General features: G+C 63.0%; 16 protein-coding genes. 12 read left to right on the top strand and 4 right to left on the bottom strand.

Features of this window, described 5'->3' with window-relative positions; translation table 11 throughout:
• Positions 1-87 precede the first annotated feature (87 nt).
• Positions 88-342 (top strand): hypothetical protein, encoded by a 255-nt coding sequence (locus C2L64_RS41725; protein WP_007577483.1) that lies wholly within the window; start codon positions 88-90, stop codon positions 340-342.
• Between the two features lie 158 nt (positions 343-500).
• Here C2L64_RS41725 and C2L64_RS41720 read toward each other — a convergent pair whose 3' ends face one another.
• The 3 genes from C2L64_RS41720 to C2L64_RS41710 form a co-directional block, all read right to left on the bottom strand.
• Entirely contained in the window at positions 501-4,133 is a 3,633-nt protein-coding gene (locus C2L64_RS41720; RefSeq protein WP_007577482.1) for a hydantoinase B/oxoprolinase family protein, read from the bottom strand.
• A 71-nt stretch (positions 4,134-4,204) separates the two neighbouring features.
• On the bottom strand, positions 4,205-5,503 hold the full coding sequence (locus tag C2L64_RS41715) for an MFS transporter (protein ID WP_007577481.1): 1,299 nt from the start codon (positions 5,501-5,503) through the stop codon (positions 4,205-4,207).
• A 166-nt stretch (positions 5,504-5,669) separates the two neighbouring features.
• Entirely contained in the window at positions 5,670-6,494 is an 825-nt protein-coding gene (locus C2L64_RS41710; RefSeq protein ID WP_256211441.1) for a putative hydro-lyase, read from the bottom strand.
• Positions 6,495-6,636: 142 nt separating this feature from the next.
• Between C2L64_RS41710 and C2L64_RS41705 the strand changes: the two genes are divergently transcribed.
• The 10 genes from C2L64_RS41705 (at position 6,637) to C2L64_RS41660 (ending at position 16,138) form a co-directional block, all read left to right on the top strand.
• On the top strand, positions 6,637-7,569 hold the full coding sequence (locus C2L64_RS41705) for a LysR family transcriptional regulator (RefSeq protein WP_007577479.1): 933 nt from the start codon (positions 6,637-6,639) through the stop codon (positions 7,567-7,569).
• Between the two features lie 216 nt (positions 7,570-7,785).
• Positions 7,786-9,030 (top strand): urea ABC transporter substrate-binding protein, encoded by a 1,245-nt coding sequence (locus C2L64_RS41700; RefSeq protein WP_007577478.1) that lies wholly within the window; start codon positions 7,786-7,788, stop codon positions 9,028-9,030.
• A 61-nt stretch (positions 9,031-9,091) separates the two neighbouring features.
• Entirely contained in the window at positions 9,092-9,973 is an 882-nt protein-coding gene (locus C2L64_RS41695; protein WP_007740410.1) for an ABC transporter permease subunit, read from the top strand.
• On the top strand, positions 9,970-11,064 hold the full coding sequence (locus C2L64_RS41690) for an ABC transporter permease subunit (RefSeq protein ID WP_007577475.1): 1,095 nt from the start codon (positions 9,970-9,972) through the stop codon (positions 11,062-11,064). Before C2L64_RS41695 ends, C2L64_RS41690 begins: the two co-directional genes overlap by 4 nt.
• The gene (locus C2L64_RS41685; protein WP_007577474.1) at positions 11,061-11,771 is read left to right on the top strand and encodes an ABC transporter ATP-binding protein; all 711 of its coding nucleotides are present in this window, start codon (positions 11,061-11,063) and stop codon (positions 11,769-11,771) included. Before C2L64_RS41690 ends, C2L64_RS41685 begins: the two co-directional genes overlap by 4 nt.
• Positions 11,768-12,475 (top strand): ABC transporter ATP-binding protein, encoded by a 708-nt coding sequence (locus C2L64_RS41680; protein ID WP_007577473.1) that lies wholly within the window; start codon positions 11,768-11,770, stop codon positions 12,473-12,475. The genes C2L64_RS41685 and C2L64_RS41680 overlap by 4 nt, the downstream gene beginning before the upstream one ends.
• 13 nt (positions 12,476-12,488) lie before the next feature.
• Positions 12,489-13,475: an acetamidase/formamidase family protein gene (locus C2L64_RS41675; protein ID WP_007577471.1), complete on the top strand. Its 987-nt coding sequence runs from the start codon at positions 12,489-12,491 to the stop codon at positions 13,473-13,475.
• Between the two features lie 58 nt (positions 13,476-13,533).
• Positions 13,534-14,688, top strand: coding sequence for a transporter substrate-binding domain-containing protein (locus C2L64_RS41670; RefSeq protein WP_007577470.1), 1,155 nt, complete (start codon positions 13,534-13,536; stop codon positions 14,686-14,688).
• A gap of 1 nt (position 14,689) precedes the next feature.
• Positions 14,690-15,340 carry an ANTAR domain-containing response regulator gene (locus C2L64_RS41665; protein ID WP_176133835.1) on the top strand — a complete coding sequence of 217 codons (651 nt, stop codon included), beginning with the start codon at positions 14,690-14,692 and terminating at the stop codon, positions 15,338-15,340.
• 33 nt (positions 15,341-15,373) lie between these two features.
• Positions 15,374-16,138, top strand: a complete 765-nt coding sequence (locus C2L64_RS41660; protein ID WP_007577467.1) for an SDR family NAD(P)-dependent oxidoreductase — start codon at positions 15,374-15,376, stop codon at positions 16,136-16,138.
• Between the two features lie 15 nt (positions 16,139-16,153).
• Here C2L64_RS41660 and C2L64_RS41655 read toward each other — a convergent pair whose 3' ends face one another.
• The gene (locus tag C2L64_RS41655) at positions 16,154-16,588 is read right to left on the bottom strand and encodes a MarR family winged helix-turn-helix transcriptional regulator (RefSeq protein ID WP_007740423.1); all 435 of its coding nucleotides are present in this window, start codon (positions 16,586-16,588) and stop codon (positions 16,154-16,156) included.
• Between the two features lie 160 nt (positions 16,589-16,748).
• Here C2L64_RS41655 and C2L64_RS41650 point away from each other — a divergent pair, with 160 nt between their 5' ends.
• The gene (locus C2L64_RS41650) at positions 16,749-17,837 is read left to right on the top strand and encodes a substrate-binding domain-containing protein (RefSeq protein WP_229516415.1); all 1,089 of its coding nucleotides are present in this window, start codon (positions 16,749-16,751) and stop codon (positions 17,835-17,837) included.
• The last annotated feature ends 73 nt before the right edge of the window (positions 17,838-17,910 follow it).

The following is a 17,910-nucleotide window of genomic DNA, read 5'->3' as shown; positions in this document are numbered from 1 at the left end:
CAACGATCAGGACGCTTTGAAGCCGGAAAGATACGGCTTGCCTGCACGAAGCGTCATGCCACGATCGAACAACAGGAGGCGGTATCCATGATTCACTCGGAGGTCCACAAGTTTCCCTACACGCGAGCGAGCGGCATGCAGCGTACCTACGACGTCACGATCAACCTCGTCCGGCGCGATTCAGGCGTGTTCGCCTATCGGTCATGGGTGCACTACGCGGGGAGATTCAAAGGCAATGGTCTCGACTTTCCGCTTGTTTCCCGGACCACGGATCACGCGATCACCGAGGCGCGTGCCCGTGTTGAAGAACACATTGAACATCTGCTCGGGGTAACGGAATGATCCAGCACTGAAGGCAGTGCTGCACAGGCATGTTCGAAGATCGACGCTACATATCAATGCGTCGATCTTCCGCGAAGGGGCGCTGAAGGTCATGCGCCCCTCTTTCTCTTCAGAACGTACCGCGAGCCGCGCTGCGCAACGGCTCGCCGCAACCCGCGTCAAGTCTGCCCGAAACCACCGCCGCCAGGCGTCTCGACAACAAACACATCACCCGCAGCCATCTCGACACTGGCGATATGGCCCAGCGCGACGATCTCGCCATCCGCTCGTTCGACGCGATTGCTGCCTTGTCTTCCCGCACCTCCGCCCGCCGCGCCGAATGGCGCGTGAATGCGGTTGTTCGACAGAATCGAGGCCGTCATCGGCGCGAGAAAACGGATGCGCCGGATCGCGCCATTGCCGCCTCTCCAGTGTCCCGCACCGCCCGACCCGGTGCGGATCAGATGCGATTCGAGCCGCACGGGATAACGCCATTCGAGCACTTCAGGATCGGTCAGGCGCGAGTTGGTCATATGCGTCTGCACGGCGTCGACGCCATTGAAACCGTCTCCCGCGCCACTGCCGCCCGCGATCGTCTCGTAGTACTGGTAGCGCGCATCGCCGAACGTGAAGTTGTTCATCGTGCCCTGGCTCGACGCCACGACACCGAGTGCGCCATACAGCGCGTTCGTGATCGCAGATGAAGTCTCGACGTTGCCCGACACGACGGCAGCGGGATAGACGGGATTGAGCATCGAACCCTCCGGGACGATCACGGAAAGCGGCTTCAGGCAACCGGCGTTGAGCGGAATATCGTCGCCCACCAGCGTGCGGAACACGTAGAGCACGGCCGCCATGCAGACTGCCTTCGGTGCGTTGAAGTTGTTCGGCAGTTGCGCGGACGTGCCCGTGAAATCGACCGTTGCGCTGCGCGTGGAAGTATCGACATGGATCTTAACGTCGATCACCGCGCCGTTATCGAGCGCATACCGATATGCGCCGTCCTTGAGCGCGCCGATCACGCGACGCACCGCTTCTTCCGCGTTGTCCTGCACGTGCTGCATGAAAGCGAGCACCACGTCGCGACCGAATTGCGCGACCATGCGGCGCAGTTCGTCCACGCCTTTCTGGTTGGCAGCGACCTGCGCGCGCAGGTCGGCCATGTTTTGCACGATGTTGCGCGCGGGATAGCGGCCGGACGCCAGCAGCGCGCGCGTTTCGGTATCGCGCAACACACCGGCTGAAACGAGCTGCCAGTTGTCGATCAGCACGCCTTCTTCTTCGATATGCGTCGAAGCGGCCGGCATCGAGCCTGGTGTAATACCGCCGATATCCGCGTGATGACCACGCGAACCAACATAGAAGAGCGGCGCCTCGCTGCCGTCAGCGAACACGGGCGTGATGACTGTCACATCGGGAAGATGCGTGCCGCCGTGGTACGGATCGTTGAGCATGAACACATCGCCGTCGCGCATCGCGCCGCGATTGCGTTCGATGACGGTTCGGATGCTTTCGCCCATCGAGCCCAGATGCACGGGCATGTGCGGCGCGTTCGCAATCAGATTGCCGGCCGCGTCGAAGAGCGCGCACGAGAAGTCGAGCCGTTCCTTGATGTTGACCGAGTAGGCGGTGTTCTGCAGGCGAAGCCCCATCTGCTCAGCCACCGACATGAACAGGTTGTTGAAGATCTCGAGCCGCACCGGGTCGGCTTGCGTGCCGATCGAGCGGCGCGTCGGCAGCGCGAGCACGCGCGTCATCACGATGTTGCCGTCGCCCGTAAGCGCCGCCTGCCAGCCAGGTTCGACCACGGTCGTGCCGTTCTTCTCCGCGATGATGGCCGGGCCGTCGAGTTTGTCACCGGCCATCAGCGTGTCGCGCGAATAGAGCGACGCGTCGTGCCAGCGGCCGCCCGAATACATGCGTACCACTGCGGCAGCCGTGGGCGCGTCGCCGGCAGGGCGAACGGCGATGCTGCCTGTCACCGGCTGGGCATCCGAATGACCGATTGCTTCAACGGACGCGAGTTCCACCACAAGCGGCGTATCCGCCATGAGGAACGCGTAGCGCTGCCGATAGGCGGCTTCGAACGCCTCGCGCATCGACTGCACGCTGCCTGCGTTGACTGCGAGCGCCGAATCGGTGCCCTGATAGCGCAGGTGAACGCGCCGCACAGTCGAAATGCGCGCAGCGTCAACGCCTTGATCGAGCAGCACGCCGGTTGCTTCATCGGCGAGTGCATCGAGCGCCGCGTCGACGGATGCGAGCGACGTGTCGTCGAGCACGATTTCGAGCGCGCGCTCGCGCATCGCGGTCTGATCGGCGAGCCCCATGCCGAACGCCGACAGCACGCCCGCGAGAGGATGCGCGAACACGCTCGTCATGCCGAGCGCGTCGGCCACGCCGCATGCGTGCTGGCCGCCTGCGCCGCCGAACGTCGTGAGCACGTATTGCGACACGTCGTGGCCGCGCTGCACCGAGATTTTCTTGATCGCGTTCGCCATGCTGCCGATCGCGATCTCCAGATAGCCTTCTGCGATCTCTTCGGGCGTGCGGCGTTGGCCCGTTGCCGCGCAGATTTCGTCGGCGAGTGCGCGAAAGCGTGTGGCCACCGCTTCGCGATCGAGGGGCTCATTGGCGTGCGGGCCGAACACACGCGGGAAATAGTCGGGCTGAATCTTGCCGAGCATGACGTTGCAGTCGGTCACAGTCAGCGGGCCGCCGCGCCGGTAAGCGGCAGGTCCGGGATTCGCACCCGCCGAAGCGGGACCGACACGCAGACGCGCGCCGTCGAAGCCGAGTATCGAGCCGCCGCCTGCCGCTACTGTGTGAATGCTCATCATCGGCGCACGCATGCGCACGCCCGCCACCTGCGTTTCGAACACACGCTCGAACTCGCCGTTGAAGTGCGACACGTCAGTGGACGTGCCGCCCATGTCGAAGCCGATGACGTGCTCGAAGCCCGCCGCCTGCGCCGCGCGCACCATGCCGACGATGCCGCCGGCCGGGCCGGAAAGAATCGCGTCCTTGCCCTGGAACAGGTCTGCACGCGTGAGGCCGCCGCTACTCTGCATGAACTGCAGATTCACGCCTGGCATTTCGCTCGCCACCTGATCGACGTAACGGCGCAGGATAGGCGACAGATAAGCGTCGACGACTGTCGTGTCACCGCGCGACACCATCTTCATCAGCGGCGATACCTCATGCGAAACCGAGACCTGCGTAAAGCCGATGCACCGCGCCAGCGCCGCGACTTCGCGCTCATGCGTGGTGTGCCGATAGCCATGAACGAGCACGATGGCGAGCGCGCGGATGCCTGCATCGAAGACCTCGCGCAAGGCTGCTTCCGTGGCAGGAAGATCGAGCGGTAGGATAAGGTCGCCTTGTGCGCTCACGCGCTCGTCTATTTCGATCACGCGCTGATAGAGCGCTTCGGGCAGCGCGATGTCGAGGTCGAACAGGCGCGGACGGTTCTGGTACGCGATCCGCAGCACGTCGCGAAAGCCGCGCGTGGTCACGAGCGCGACGGGTTCGCCCTTGCGTTCGAGCAAGGCATTGGTCGCGACGGTCGTCCCCATCTTGACCATCTCGACATCGCGTGGCGTGATCGCTTCGCCGGCGCGCAAACCGAGCAGATGACGGATGCCCGCAACGGCTGCGTCGCGGTAGTGCTCGGGGTTTTCGGAAAGCACCTTGTGTGTGGTCAGCGAGCCATCCGGCCGACGCGCAACGATATCGGTGAAGGTGCCGCCCCGGTCGATCCAGAATTGCCAGCGGGACGGCGTGCATGCTTCGGGTACGTGATCTTGGTTCATGGTGCGATGAGAGATAAGGTCGGAATGCGGAGACGGGTGATCGAATGAGCACGCAATCGGGCGTGCCGGGTTCATGCGGATTCGAGTTCGCGTCCGCGTGTTTCGGGCAATGTGAGGGCGGCGATAATCAGCACGCCGTAGGCGGCCACCGCAAAAATACCGATGCTGGTGCCAAGGCCGAACTCTTTCGACAGCGAGCCAATCAGCACGGGAAACAGCGCGCCGATCGCGCGGCCGACGTTGTAGCAGAAGCCCTGTCCCGAACCGCGCACGCGGGTGGGGAAGAGTTCAGTGAGAAACGCGCCCATGCCCGAGAAGATGCCGGAGGCGAAGAAGCCAAGCGGAAAACCGAGCCAGAGCATCGACATATTCGTCAGCGGCAGCGACGTGTAGGCGAACGCGATGGCCATCGAGCCGACGGCGAACAGAATGAAATTGGGCTTGCGGCCAATGCGGTCCGTCAGCCACGCGCTCGACAGGTAGCCGATATACGAGCCAACGATGATCATCGCCAGGTAGCCGCCCGTGCCCATCACCGTGAGATGGCGTTCCGTCTTGAGGAACGTGGGCAGCCACGTGGTGATCGCGTAGTAGCCGCCCTGCGCGCCCGTCGTGAGCAGCGCGGCGCGCAGCGTCGTGGACAGCAGCTTCGGCGCGAAGATCTCAGTGAAGCGCGGTGTATCGTTGGTGTCGCGCCGTATCGCCTTCGCCTGCTCGAACACTTCGGGTTCCTTCACATAGCGGCGGATCACCAGCACGAGAAGCGCGGGCACGAGGCCGATCAGGAATAGCGCGCGCCACGCGATTTCCGGCGCCATCGCCGAGAAGAGCACGGCGTAGAGCAGGGCGGCCAATCCCCAGCCGAGCGCCCAGCCGGACTGCACGAGGCCCACGGCCTTGCCGCGGTCGCGTGCGCGAATCACCTCGCCGATCAGCACGGCGCCCGCAGTCCATTCACCGCCGAAGCCGAAACCCATCAGTGCGCGCGCGGCGAGCAACTGGCCGTAGTTCTGCGCGAGTCCGCATAGACCGGTGAAGACGGCGAACCACAGCACGGTGAGCTGCAGCGTGCGCACGCGGCCGATGCGGTCCGACAATATGCCCGCGATCCAGCCGCCCAACGCCGACGAAAGCAGCGTCAGCGTGCCGATGAATCCCGCATCCGCGAGCGTGATGCCCCACGTCGCGACGAGCGTCGGGATCACGAACGAGAGCATCTGCGTGTCCATGCCGTCGAGCATGTAGCCGACCTTGCAGCTCCAGAACGCACGACGTGCGCGCGGACCGGCTTCTGCGTACCATGAAAGCCGGCTGGCGCCGGCTGCTTCGCTGGGCTCGTCAGCGATTGCCGTGAGTGTCTTGCTGTCCATCTGTTGCTCCTGTTGATCGACGCGTGTGGGACGCCTGGGGCACGTGCGGCGCCGCCCGCACGCCTGAAAATGATTCAAAGGAATGAGCCAGCCCCTCTGGTCGGCGCGGCCAGATCTCGTTCAACGAATGGGATGCCCAGCGATGCGGCGCAACGCGCCGCGGTTGTCAGAACACGGCTAGCGACGCGTTCGTGATATCCGTCATCAGCATGTGGCCCGGTGCATGGGCGATCGCGAGAGGCAGCTTTGCCGCCATCAACGCGGTCTGCGGGGTCACGCCGCACGCCCAGTAGACGGGCAGTTCACCCGCACGGATCGTTACCGCGTCGCCGAAGTCGGGGCGCGCGAGATCGGCGATGCCAAGCTCCGCAGGGTCGCCGATATGGACGGGCGCACCGTGCACGCCTGGAAAGCGGCTCGTGATCTGCACGGCGCGAATCGCGTCGGCGCCGCGCATCGGGCGCATCGACACCACGAGTTCGCCGCCGAACACGCCTGCGCGCCGGTTGGCGATATGCGTGCGGTACATCGGCACGTTGCGTCCCTCTTCGACGTGGCGCAGCCCAATGCCTTCGAGCGCGAGCATGTGCTCGAACGAAAACGAGCAGCCGATCGCGAACACGACGAAATCGTCCTGCCAGAGCGCTTCAATGGAGTCGACGCGCTCGCTCAGCACGCCGTCGCGATAGACGTTGTAGGCCGGCACATCGGTGCGGATATCGATGTCGCGGCCAAGCACAGGCACGCGGAAGTCGCCCGGTTCGCCGACGCCCAGCAGCGGGCACGGTTTCGGATTTGCATGGCAGAAGCGCAGGAAATCATGCGCGTGCGCGGCGGGCAGTATCGCGAGATTGGCCTGCGCGTACTCGCCGCAATGTCCGGCTGTCGGGCCGCGGAAGTCGCCGTGACGAACGGCCTGGCGGAATTCGGATGGAGTCATGGTCGGGCGGGCTTCTGAATGTTTTCGGTTGGCGGCGCGCGCATCACACATCGAATTGCGTACCGTCAGGCAAAGCATAGAAAAGAAGAAAATTTGACGCCAACTAGTTTTCTTTGCTGTCCACGAATAGAATTTCTTAACGAATCCGCGGGTTTTCCCGAGTCACGTCGCTTTTTTTGAAGCGCTTCGCGCCATGAACACTCGCTTTCTCGAAACATTCGTCACGCTCGCGAAGTTGCGCAGCTTTCGCACGACGGCAACGGCGCTGCATGCCACGCCCGCTGCGATCTCCCAGCGTCTGAAGGCGCTCGAAGATGAATTGCAGACCGTGCTGGTCGATCGCGACAGCCGCGAATTCCGCCTCACGCCGAACGGCGACTACCTGCTCGGCTACGCGAAAGCCGTGGTCGAGGCGACGCGCCAGTTGCAGGCGGCCGCTTCCAACGAAGGCGCGATGCGCGGCAAGCTGCGCCTGGGCGTGATCGAAACCGTCGTGCACAGCTGGCTCGCCGACTACATGCGCATGCTCGCCACCGACTATCCACAACTCGAGGTGGATCTCGCGGTGGACGTGAGCGTGGTGCTGCAGCGCCGCCTGATGGCGGGAGAACTCGATCTGATCATTCGCGTGGAGGGCAGCGATGAGGAATCGGTCGTGTGCGACGCGCTCGCCAATTACCCCGTTCACTGGATCGCGCGCGCGGGTCTGTTGCCGTTGTCTCGCAGCGGGCTCGCAAAGCGCGTGTTGCGGCATCCCATTCTGACGTTCGGCCGCGGAACCGCGCCGCATCGCGCGCTCGAAGACATCGTCAGCAAGCTTGCGCTCGCGAATGGCGTGCCGCTCGCCGACACCCGCATCACGGGTTCGCCGTCGATCTCGGTGATCGTGCAACTGGTGCGCGACGGTTTTGGCGTCGCGGCCATTCCGCGCCTTTTTGTCGACGAATTGATCGCGCGCGGCGAAGTGGTTGAGTTGCCGTTGCAACCGTCGCCGCCTTCGATCGTGGTGTCGATGTCGCGCCGCTCGGACGCGCCGTTGTTCGTGCACGGCGCGGCGAACGCTGCACGCACCGCATGTCACGCGTACTGCGAGCATGGCGACGCGCGGCTGATCGAGCGCTTGTAAAGCCAGGTTCCACGAGCGCGCGGACGGCAGAAGGATTTTTGATCAGCGTTGACAACAGAAAATTCGGCGCTTTAGACTGCATCCATTCCTCGCGGCCCGACAAAGATGTCCGCCCGAGGATCCGGCACAGAAGCCCCCTGACGAACCGTGTGTTCGTCAGGGGGCTTTTTTTTGTTCGCATTTTGGGGAGTTCGAGCCCATTTCTGGAGAATCCGCATGTTGCTTAAGCCGTCCGGCTGGATGCGTCTGGCCTTCATTGCAGGACTTGCAGTCACTTCGCTTGTCGCGAATGTCACGGATGCCGCCGAACCCGTGAAAATCGGCCTGCTCGAAGACGCGTCGGGCAACTTCGCGCTCGCGACCATCCCGAAGATTCACGCCACGCAGCTCGCCGTCGACGAAATCAACGCGAAGGGCGGCATCCTGGGCCGCCCGATCCAGCTCATCGCGTACGACACGCAATCGGATAACACCAAGTTCCAGGAACTCGCGCGGCGCCTGGTTCAGACCGACAAGCCGGACGTGATCTTCGGCGCGTTCTCCAGCGCTTCGCGTGAAGCGATTCGTCCCATCATGGATCGCGCGCATCAACTCTACTGGTACGACAACCAATACGAGGGCGGTGTGTGCGACACCAATACCTTCGTAACAGGCGCCGTGCCCGAGCAGCAGTTCTCGACGCTGATTCCGTGGATGATGCAGAAGTTCGGCAAGAAGGTGTACACGATCGCCGCCGACTACAACTTCGGGCAGATTTCCGCCGAATGGGTGCGCAACATCGTGAAGGAGAACGGCGGCACGATGGTGGGCGAGGAGTTCATCCCGCTGTCGGTATCGCAATTCGGTCAGACGATCCAGAACATCCAGAAGGCCAAGCCCGATTTTGTCGTGACCTTGCTGGTCGGCGCGAATCAGGCGTCGTACTACGAGCAGCAGGCCTCGGCACATCTGAATCTGCCGATGGCGAGTTCGGTGAACGTCGGTCAGGCGTATGAGCACAAGCGCTTCAAACCGCCTGCATTGAAGGACATGTACGTGACCGCGAACTATGTCGAGGAAGTCGATACGCCCGCCAGCAACGACTTCAAGAAGCGCTTTCACGCGAAGTTCCCGAACGAGCCGTACATCAATCAGGAAGCCGCCAACGCCTACGACGCCATCTATCTCTACAAGGCGGCAGCCGAAAAGGCGAAGTCCACCAATCAGGATGCCGTGCGCAAGGCGCTGGAGAGCGGCGGCATCTGCACGGAAGGCGCACAGGGCAAAGTCTGCATCGACCCGAAGAGCCATCACGCGAGCCATACGATCTATCTCGTGCATGTGAAGGACGATCATTCCGTCGATATCCCGAAGGTCTGGGACGACGTGCAGCCGTACTGGCTCGGCAAGGTGGGATGCGATCTGCCGAACAAGCCGGATCATCGTCAGTACACGCCGTCGAATCTGCCGAAGAAGTCGTGACCCGAACGGGCGCGCTCGGATGGTTCGAAGGGCGCACCCGTTCTCTGAAAGTGGAGCAATCATGGCCACCTTGTCGGTGCTCTATTCGCTGATCTATCAGTTCGGCGACAGCTTTGCGTATCTGGTGCTGGCCGCGCTCGGGCTTGCGGTGATCTTCGGCATGATGGGCGTCATCAATCTCGCGCATGGCGAGTTCATCATGTGCGGCGCGTATGTCACCATCATCACGGCCAAGCACGGCGTACCGCTGCCGCTCGCGATGCTGCTCGGCGCGCTTGCCGCGGCGATTGCGGGCGTCGTGATCGAGCGGCTGGTGATTCGTCATCTTTATGACCGCCTGTTCGATTCCGTCGTGGCGACGTGGGCCATCAGCCTGATCGTGCAGCAGACCATGCTGCTCGTCGCCGGTCCGTCGCTCGAAGGCATCGGCACGCCGTTCGGCGCGTTCTCGCTCGGCGAGTATTCGTTCTCGACGTATCGCGCGGTGCTGCCGTTGATCGCGCTTTGCATTCTGTTCGCGCTTTATCTACTGTTCTTCAAGACCAACTACGGCGTCTGTGCGCGCGCGACGATTCAGAATGCCAACATTGCGCAATGCCTTGGTTTGCGCACGGATCGTCTCTACACGCTGACCTTCGCGCTGGGCGCGGGACTCGCCGGACTCACGGGCGCGCTATACGCGCCGACCATGACGGCAGTGCCGACGATGGGCAGCAACTTCATCGTGCAGGCGTTTGTCTCGGTGGTCGTCGGGGGCGCGAATGTGATTGCTGGAACGACGCCGGCGGCGGGCGTGCTGGCGATCATCCAGACCGCGCTCACCGCGTCCTACGGTCAGCTGTTCGGGCAGATCGGCCTGCTCGTGACGGTCATCGTCGTAATCCGGCTGATGCCGCAAGGGCTCGGCAATCTGTTCATGCGCTTGCGCCGGGAGGAGACGTGAAGCAATCGGTGAAGCAATCGCAACTGGCTTCGTCAGGCCCGGCACCGCGCGCGCTGCGCTACCTGCCTTGGATTGTGGCGCTGTGTCTGCCGCTCGTCGTGGACGCGAACACGAGCGGCAATCTCGCCTACTGTTTACTGTGGGCATTCAGCGCGGTCGGGCTCGCCGCGATGTGGGGCTATGGCGGCATCCTGTCGTTCGGGCAGACCGCGTTCTTCGGCCTGGCTGGCTATAGCTACGGCATCTTCACGCTGAACTTCGGCGACACGTGGTTCGATTCGTGGCTCGGCCTCGGCGCGGGCATTGTGGTGAGCGTCGTCGTGGCGGCATTGATCGGCTACATGATTTTCTTCGGGCGCATCAAGGGTGTGTTCATCGGCATCGTGACGTTATCTGTGACGCTCGTGCTCGAAACCTTCATGGCACAGACGGCGGGGCCGCAATGGGCGATCGGCGAGGCACGCCTGAACGGCTACAACGGCATGGGCGGCATGCCGCCGCTGACGATGCCGTGGCCGGGCGGCCCGCTCACGCTGGAGAACACGAGCTTCTACTACCTGGTGCTGATCCTGCTGATCGCCGTCTACGCGTTCATGCGCAAGCTGCTCGACGGCCCCTTCGGTCTCACGCTGATCGCGATCCGCGAGAATCCGCAGCGTGCGGAAATGCTGGGCGTCGATATCCGCCTTCATCAGTTGCTGGTCTTCGTGCTCGGCGGCACACTGGGCGGAGTGTCGGGTGCGCTGTACACGATCTGGGGCTCGTACATCACGCCGTCGACGATGGGTCTCACGGCCGCGGCGATGCCCGTGATCTGGGTCGCCACTTCAGGCAGGAAGAGCATCGGCGGCGCGATCGTCGGCACCGCATTGCTCGTGTGGCTTTCGCAGAATCTCGCGGTGTATGGCAGCCAGTACGCGCTGATCCTGATGGGCGCGATCCTGCTCGTGGTCGTGCTGGCTGCGCCCGAAGGCTTGCTGCCGTTCGTGGCAAGGCAGTTGCGGCGCTTCGAGCGTGAGCGCGGCGTTGGTAGCGGTCGCAACCGTCCGTGTTTCGACGAACCGCTCAAGCAAGAGGAGGGCAAATCGTGACCGTGCTGCTCGAAACACGCGCGCTCAAGAAGCACTTCGGCGGCGTGCAGGTGATCAACGGTATCGACTTTCAGATCGACGCGGGCGAGATTCGCTGCGTGATCGGACCGAACGGCGCGGGCAAGAGCACGTTCTTCAAGCTCATCACGGGCGAGCATCGGCCGTCCGAAGGCAGCGTGCATTTTCTCGGGCAGGACATGAGTCACGTGCTGCCGCATGAGCGCATCCGCATGGGGATGAGCATCAAGTTTCAGATACCCGGCGTCTTTCCGGATCTGAGCGTGCGGCAGCATCTGCAACTTTCGCTGCATCGCGCGAAGGACGACCGGCCTGGGCGTATCGACGAACTCTTGCAGCGCTTCTTGCTTGAACAGGAAGAGCATGTGCTTGCGCGCAATCTGTCGCATGGCAAGAAGCAGTGGCTCGAAATCGCGATGGCCGTGTCGCTGCGGCCGAAGCTGCTGTTTCTCGACGAGCCCGTCGCGGGCATGTCGATCGAGGAAACACATGCGACGGGTGAACTCATCAAACGGCTTTCCGCATCCGGCCTGACGATGATGGTGGTCGAGCACGACATGACCTTCGTCAAACAGATCGCGACGCGCGTGACGGTGCTGCACGGCGGAAGACTGCTCGCCGATGGCCCGCTCGAAGAGATCCTCGCGCGCGACGATGTCGCGGAGGTGTATCTGGGGAAAAAATCATGAGCGCGCTTCTCGAAGTCGCGGACGTGGCAGCGGGCTATGGCGGAGGGCGCGTGCTCAACGGCGTGTCGTTCGGCATCGGGCGCGGCGAAGTGCTGGCGCTGATCGGACGCAATGGCGTCGGCAAGACCACGCTGATGCGCACGCTCATCGGTCTCGTCAAGCTCGATGCGGGTCACATTGTTCTGGACGGTGCGCCCATCGGTCATGAAAAGCCCTATGTGCGCGCACGCAAAGGCATCGGCTACGTGCCGCAGGGTCGCGAGATCTTCGGCGCGCTGACCGTCGCGGAGAACCTTCAGGTCGGCGCGCAGGCGAACCGCGACAAGGCGGCGCTGATGCGGGAGAAAGTGGTCGGCTATTTCCCTGTTCTCAAGACACGCTATCGGCAGAAGGCGGGCACGATGAGCGGCGGGGAACAGCAGCAGCTCGCCATCGCACGGGCGCTCGTCAGTTCGCCGCAGGTGCTGCTGCTCGACGAGCCATCGGAAGGCATCCAGCCTTCCATTGTCGATCTGATCGGCGAGACGCTGCTGACGATCGCGCGTGAGACGGGCATCGGCGTGGTGCTGGTCGAGCAGGATATGGGCATGGTCGAGCGCATCGCGACGCGTTGCTGCGTGATGGACAAAGGCCGCATCGTGGACACGTTGAGCCCGGCGCAACTCGGGGATGAGCAACTGATACGCCAGTATCTGGCACTGTGACGGAGAGCAGAACATGAAATGGCTAGAAGAATCGATCATGATGAAGCGCGGCGTCGGCGCCGATCGCGAACCGGTGGAACATCATTTGACCGAGGAACTGCAGAAGACTTTCCACTACACCATTGGGCCGTATTCGGAGCCCGTGCTGCACGTGAAGCCCGGCGATCGCGTGGTGGTGGACACGCGCGACGCGTTCGAAGGCAAGATCAAGAACGAAACGGATAAGCCCTCGGAGGTACTGAAGGTGCCGTTCCTCAATCCGCAGAACGGTCCCATCATGATCGAGGGCGCGGAAAAGGGCGATGTGGTCGCGGTGTACATCGAAAAGATGACGCCGCGCGGCGACGACCCGCACGGCTTTTGCTGCGTGATCCCAAACTTCGGCGGACTGACGGGCACCGACTACACGGCGCTGCTCAACGAGCCTCTGCCGGAGGTGGTGCGCAAGATCAAGATCGACGAGGAGAACGTGTACTGGAGCAAGCGCAACACGCTGCCGTACAAGCCGCATATCGGCACGCTGAGCCTGTCGCCCGAGCTCGATTCGATCAATTCGCTCACGCCCGATTCGCACGGCGGTAATATGGACGTTCCCGACATGGGGCCGGGCAGCATCACCTATCTGCCCGTGCGCTCTCCCGGCGGGCGGCTCTTTATCGGCGACGCGCACGCTTGTCAGGGCGATGGCGAAGTATGCGGCACAGCCGTCGAGTATCAGAGCACGACCACGGTACGGGTCGATCTCATCAAAAAATGGAAGATCGACTGGCCCCGGCTCGAAAACGAGGACGCGCTGATGAGCATCGGCAGCGCACGGCCGCTCGAAGACGCGACACGTATTGCGTATCGCGAACTCGTGCTGTGGATGGCCGCGGAGTACGGCTTCGACAAATGGGACGCGTATATGATGCTGAGCCAGGTCGGCAAAGTGCGGCTCGGCAATTTTGTCGATCCAAAATATACGGTCGGCGCGATGGTCGCCAAGCACTACCTCAAGTAAAACGATCTGCCGTGCGGGCATGGTCCCGCACGCAATCATATGGAGAGCATGTCACGAAATGGCATTGTCCGATCCCATCAGAGTTGGTCTGCTTTGCTCCACGAGCGGCTCGACGGCGCTTCTGGAGCAGTCGCAATGGCGTGGCGCGTGCCTCGCGATGGACGAGATCAACGCGCGCGGCGGCATCGAAGGACGCGAACTCGTAGCGATCCACTACGATCCGGGCTCGGACCCCGCCGTGTTTCGCGAACTTGCCGAGCGCCTGATCGTGCAGGACGGCGTCAACGTGATCTTCGGCGGATACACGTCCACGAGCCGCAAGGCGATGCTGCCCGTCGTCGAGAAGCACAACCGGCTTCTGATCTATTCGCAGCAGTACGAGGGCTTCGAATACTCGGACAACATCATCTACAGCGGTGCGTCGCCGAATCAGAATGGCGTGCAACTCGCCGATTTCATGACCCAGACGTTCGGTGCGCGCGTCTACTTCGTCGGGTCGCGCTACGTCTATCCGTACGAATGCAACCGGACCATGCAGGAGCTGCTGCTTCAGCATCCCGAAGGCGCCATACTCGGCGAGCGCTATCTACCCCTCGAAGCGGACCGCGAGCAGTTCGCGCAGGTCGTCGCGGATATCGCGCGCAAGTCGCCCGACTGGATCTTCTGCACGGTGATCGGTGCGACCGTGCCGTATCTCTACGAGGCCTACGCGCACGCGGGTTTCGATCCCGCGCAGATGCCGATCGGCAGCCTCAACACGTCCGAGACCGAAATTCATGCGATGGAACGCGGCATCGCCGCGGGACATTTCACGGCGGCGCCGTATTTTCAGAGCGTCGATACCGCCGAGAATCATCGCGCCGTACGGCAACACCAGGCGCGCTTCGGTGTCGATACGCCGACCGACATGAACTGGGAAGCCGCTTACTATCAGATGCATATGTTCGCCGAAGCCTGCACGCGCGCCGGTTCGGACGAAATCGGCAAGATCATGCCGCATCTGCTCGGCTCCGAATTCGCGGCGCCGCAAGGCAGGGTGCGGATCGATCCCGTCAATCATCACATGGCGCTGTATCCGCGTATCGGCCGCGCGAATGCGGACGGCCAGTTCACCGTGCTGCGCGAATCGAAGTTCGCCGTCGGCCCCGACCCGTACATGACGCGCCAGACGCTCGGGGACTGGGTCACGAAGTTGAGCACACGGGACTACTGACGTGAGCGCGCGCATGGGCAGAGACCAACGCAGCCTCACCAGTTCGATTCTGGAGCGCCATCCGCGCGTGGTCGTGTTCCATCCCGACGATGGCGACGGCCAGACGCTCACGAATCACCTCAGGCGCATGGGTTTTCAGGTCGAGCGATGCTGGCCGCCGCTGGAGACGCTGCCCGACAGGACGGATCTGGTGTTCCGTGCGCTGCTGCCCGAGGAGCGCGCGCCGAAGGACGAGTGGTGCGGGCCGGATGCGCCGCCCGTCATCTGCGTGGTCGCGTATGAGAATCCGACCTTTATCGATCAGGCCATCAAGATGGGATCGGACGGCATCGTCACGACGCCGATCCGCGCGTCGGGCCTGCTGTCGACCGTGGTCATGGCGCTCTATCACGCGAGGCGCTCGCGGCAGCACTTGCAACGTATCGCCAGGCTAGAGCAGAAGCTGCTCGACAGCCGGCATCTGCAGGAAGCAAAGGGCATTCTCATGACGATGCACAGCGTCAGCGAGAACGAGGCGTACGACATGCTGCGCGCCCAGGCGATGGAGAAACGTGTGTCGATCGACGACATCTGTCACTCGGTGATCCAGGCGGGCGAGGTGCTGCAGATCAAGCGCGGCATGATGCCCGAGGATGGGCGCGGCGAAGACTGAATTCAACCGTAGGTTCAAAAAGGGGCAACCAGCATGGACTTGCAACTGAAGGGACTGAAGGCAATCGTGACGGGCGGGACCAAGGGCATCGGTCTTGCCATTGCGCGCACGCTCGCGCAGGAAGGCGCCGACGTGGCAATCTGTTCGCGCGACGAGGCAGCCGCGACGGCGACTGCGGGCGCGCTCGCGGAACTGGGCGGCGCACGTGCTTCGGGCGCGGCCGTGGATGTCGCGGACGGTAGCGCGCTAAAGGCGTGGGTCGAGCATGTCGCGAAGGACTGGGGCGGGCTGGATATCGTGGTGGCCAACGTGAGCGCGCTCGCCATCGGCAACGATATCGAATCGTGGCGCAAGGAGTTCGAGACCGACCTGCTCGGCACCGTCAATCTCGTCGACGCGGCCATGCCATGGCTCGAAGCGAGCAAGGCGGCGTCGATCGTCGCGATATCGAGCGTGTCGGGACGCGAGATCGATTTCGCCGCCGGCCCTTACGGCGTGTTCAAGGCAGCACTCGTTCACTACATGCAGGGGCTCGCGAATCAGCTCGCGTCCAAAGGCATTCGCGCGAACACGGTATCGCCCGGCAACGTCTATTTCGAAGGCGGGGTGTGGGACTGGATCGAGCATAACGATGCAGCGCTATTCGAGCGCGCGCTCGCGTTGAATCCGACCGGGCGGATGGCGAGACCGCAGGAGATTGCGAATGCTGTCGCTTTCATCGCGAGCCCGGCGGCGAGCTTCGTCAGCGGCACCAACTTTGTGGTCGATGGCGCGCTCACACGCGGCGTGCAGCTCTGAAGCGGGCGGGACGCGTCACCGTGGTCCCGACTCCTCGATAAACCGTTCGAGCAGACGCTTCAACTGCTTTGCGTTGCGAGGGCCGAGCGCTTCTTCGATGGCGGCATGATGCGCGTCCACGCCCGGTTGCAGGCGGCCGAGCAGCTTGATGCCCCGGTCCGTGATGAAGATCAGAACCTTGCGGCTGTCGTAGTCGTCCGCTGACCGCTGCACCAGGCCGCGGCTCACGAGCTTGTCGACGTTCTTGGTCAGCGCGGGAAGGTTGAGCAGGACCTGGGCGGCGAGTTCGCTCATCGAGTGGCCCGTCTCGTCGGATACGGCATGCAGGATGCGCCAGTGCTCTTCGTTCACGCCTTCTTCGGCGGTCAGCTGGGCGAGACTGAGCTTCATCTGCCGATGCGCGGATGCGATGAGCCAGGCAAGGTATGAGGAGAGGTCTGTGTCCGGCATGGTAGATGCTTTGTGAATGACGAATAGCTGAATCTTACGCAAATAAACTTTCTGCGGAAAGTATCGGTGCAAGTGTCCTCTGGCACGTGCGCGCGATGGTGCGCGCACGCCATTCGTTGGTGCATCCCGAATCGTTCGAACTCGCCGCGTCGACCGTTTGATGAAGCCGCGTTCCCGTGCTTGCCGCTCAGGGCAGGAGATGACCATCGCGTTGTGCGTGCCGCTAGGCGGCGCGGCCGGGCTTTGGGGGCCTTGCGCGCTCGCCTCAGCTCAACTCGCCGTGGACGAACTGAATGCGTCGTCGGGCATCACGGGCCGCCCATGCCGGCTTTTGACGATCAATGCGGGCGACGACGCGCGCGAACTCGACGCCGCCTTGACCGACCTCGTCGGCGACGGTGCAATCGATGCGCTCGTCGGCATGCACACGAGCGCGGTGCGCCTCGATCTGCTCAAAGCCGTGGGCGGACAGATACCGTTCGTCTATACGCCGCTCTATGAAGGCGGCGAGCGCACGCCCGGCGTTTTCGCAATTGGCGAAACCACGCGGCGGCAGCTCCAGCCGGCCATTCACTGGATCAGCACGCAGCGTCGCCCGAAGCGCTGGTTCTTCGTCGGCAACGACTATGTATGGCCTCACGCGACGCATCGGCTCGCTCGACGTTACGTGCTCGATGCGGGCGCCGAGGTGGTCGGCGACATGTATCTGCCGTTCGGCGGAGGCGACTATGGCGAGGTGCTCGATGCGATCCGCAAGCGGCGCGCGGATGCCGTACTGCTGTCGCTGATCGGCCAGGACACCATCGACTTCAACCGTGCGTTCGGCGAGGCAGGGCTCGCAACGCATATCGTGCGGCTTTCGTGCGCGCTCGGCGAAAACGAACTGCTCGGCATTGGAGCGCGCAACACTGCTGAGCTATATGTGGCCTCGGGTTATTTCGCTTCATTGCGCACGGATGCGAACCTCGCATTCAAGGAGCGGTATCGGGGGCGATACGGCGCGCGTGCGCCGACGCTCGACACCTTCGGTCAATCCACTTACGAAGGCATTCATTTTCTGGCGGCGCTGTTCGACGACGCGCGACGCAGACGTCTGTCCGAGCAGGCGGGGCTCGCGCAACTCGGCATCGCGCCGCTTTCCTATCGAAGCGCCCGCGATTCAGCCTATGCAGGTGGACGAGTGAACCACGTGCCCATCTATCTGGCGCGGGCCGAGGGCCATCATTTCGAGGTGCTTTCGCCGCTTTAAGCGATGCGTGTTGCGTGCCGCATCAGCCTTCGTCCAATTTAGTTTCCGTGGAAAATAAATTGTTGACTCGGAA

Source organism: Paraburkholderia hospita, from assembly GCF_002902965.1.
GTDB lineage: Bacteria > Pseudomonadota > Gammaproteobacteria > Burkholderiales > Burkholderiaceae > Paraburkholderia > Paraburkholderia hospita.
This window is presented reverse-complemented; position numbering and strand designations above follow the sequence as displayed.

Coding starts and splice junctions, on each gene's coding strand:
- C2L64_RS41725 (WP_007577483.1), top strand. CDS start 88: ATGATTCACTCGGAGGTCCACAAGTTTCCCTACACGCGAGCGAGCGGC.
- C2L64_RS41720 (WP_007577482.1), bottom strand. CDS start 4,133: ATGAACCAAGATCACGTACCCGAAGCATGCACGCCGTCCCGCTGGCAA.
- C2L64_RS41715 (WP_007577481.1), bottom strand. CDS start 5,503: ATGGACAGCAAGACACTCACGGCAATCGCTGACGAGCCCAGCGAAGCA.
- C2L64_RS41710 (WP_256211441.1), bottom strand. CDS start 6,494: ATGTGTGATGCGCGCGCCGCCAACCGAAAACATTCAGAAGCCCGCCCG.
- C2L64_RS41705 (WP_007577479.1), top strand. CDS start 6,637: ATGAACACTCGCTTTCTCGAAACATTCGTCACGCTCGCGAAGTTGCGC.
- C2L64_RS41700 (WP_007577478.1), top strand. CDS start 7,786: ATGTTGCTTAAGCCGTCCGGCTGGATGCGTCTGGCCTTCATTGCAGGA.
- C2L64_RS41695 (WP_007740410.1), top strand. CDS start 9,092: ATGGCCACCTTGTCGGTGCTCTATTCGCTGATCTATCAGTTCGGCGAC.
- C2L64_RS41680 (WP_007577473.1), top strand. CDS start 11,768: ATGAGCGCGCTTCTCGAAGTCGCGGACGTGGCAGCGGGCTATGGCGGA.
- C2L64_RS41675 (WP_007577471.1), top strand. CDS start 12,489: ATGAAATGGCTAGAAGAATCGATCATGATGAAGCGCGGCGTCGGCGCC.
- C2L64_RS41670 (WP_007577470.1), top strand. CDS start 13,534: ATGGCATTGTCCGATCCCATCAGAGTTGGTCTGCTTTGCTCCACGAGC.
- C2L64_RS41660 (WP_007577467.1), top strand. CDS start 15,374: ATGGACTTGCAACTGAAGGGACTGAAGGCAATCGTGACGGGCGGGACC.
- C2L64_RS41655 (WP_007740423.1), bottom strand. CDS start 16,588: ATGCCGGACACAGACCTCTCCTCATACCTTGCCTGGCTCATCGCATCC.
- C2L64_RS41650 (WP_229516415.1), top strand. CDS start 16,749: ATGAAGCCGCGTTCCCGTGCTTGCCGCTCAGGGCAGGAGATGACCATC.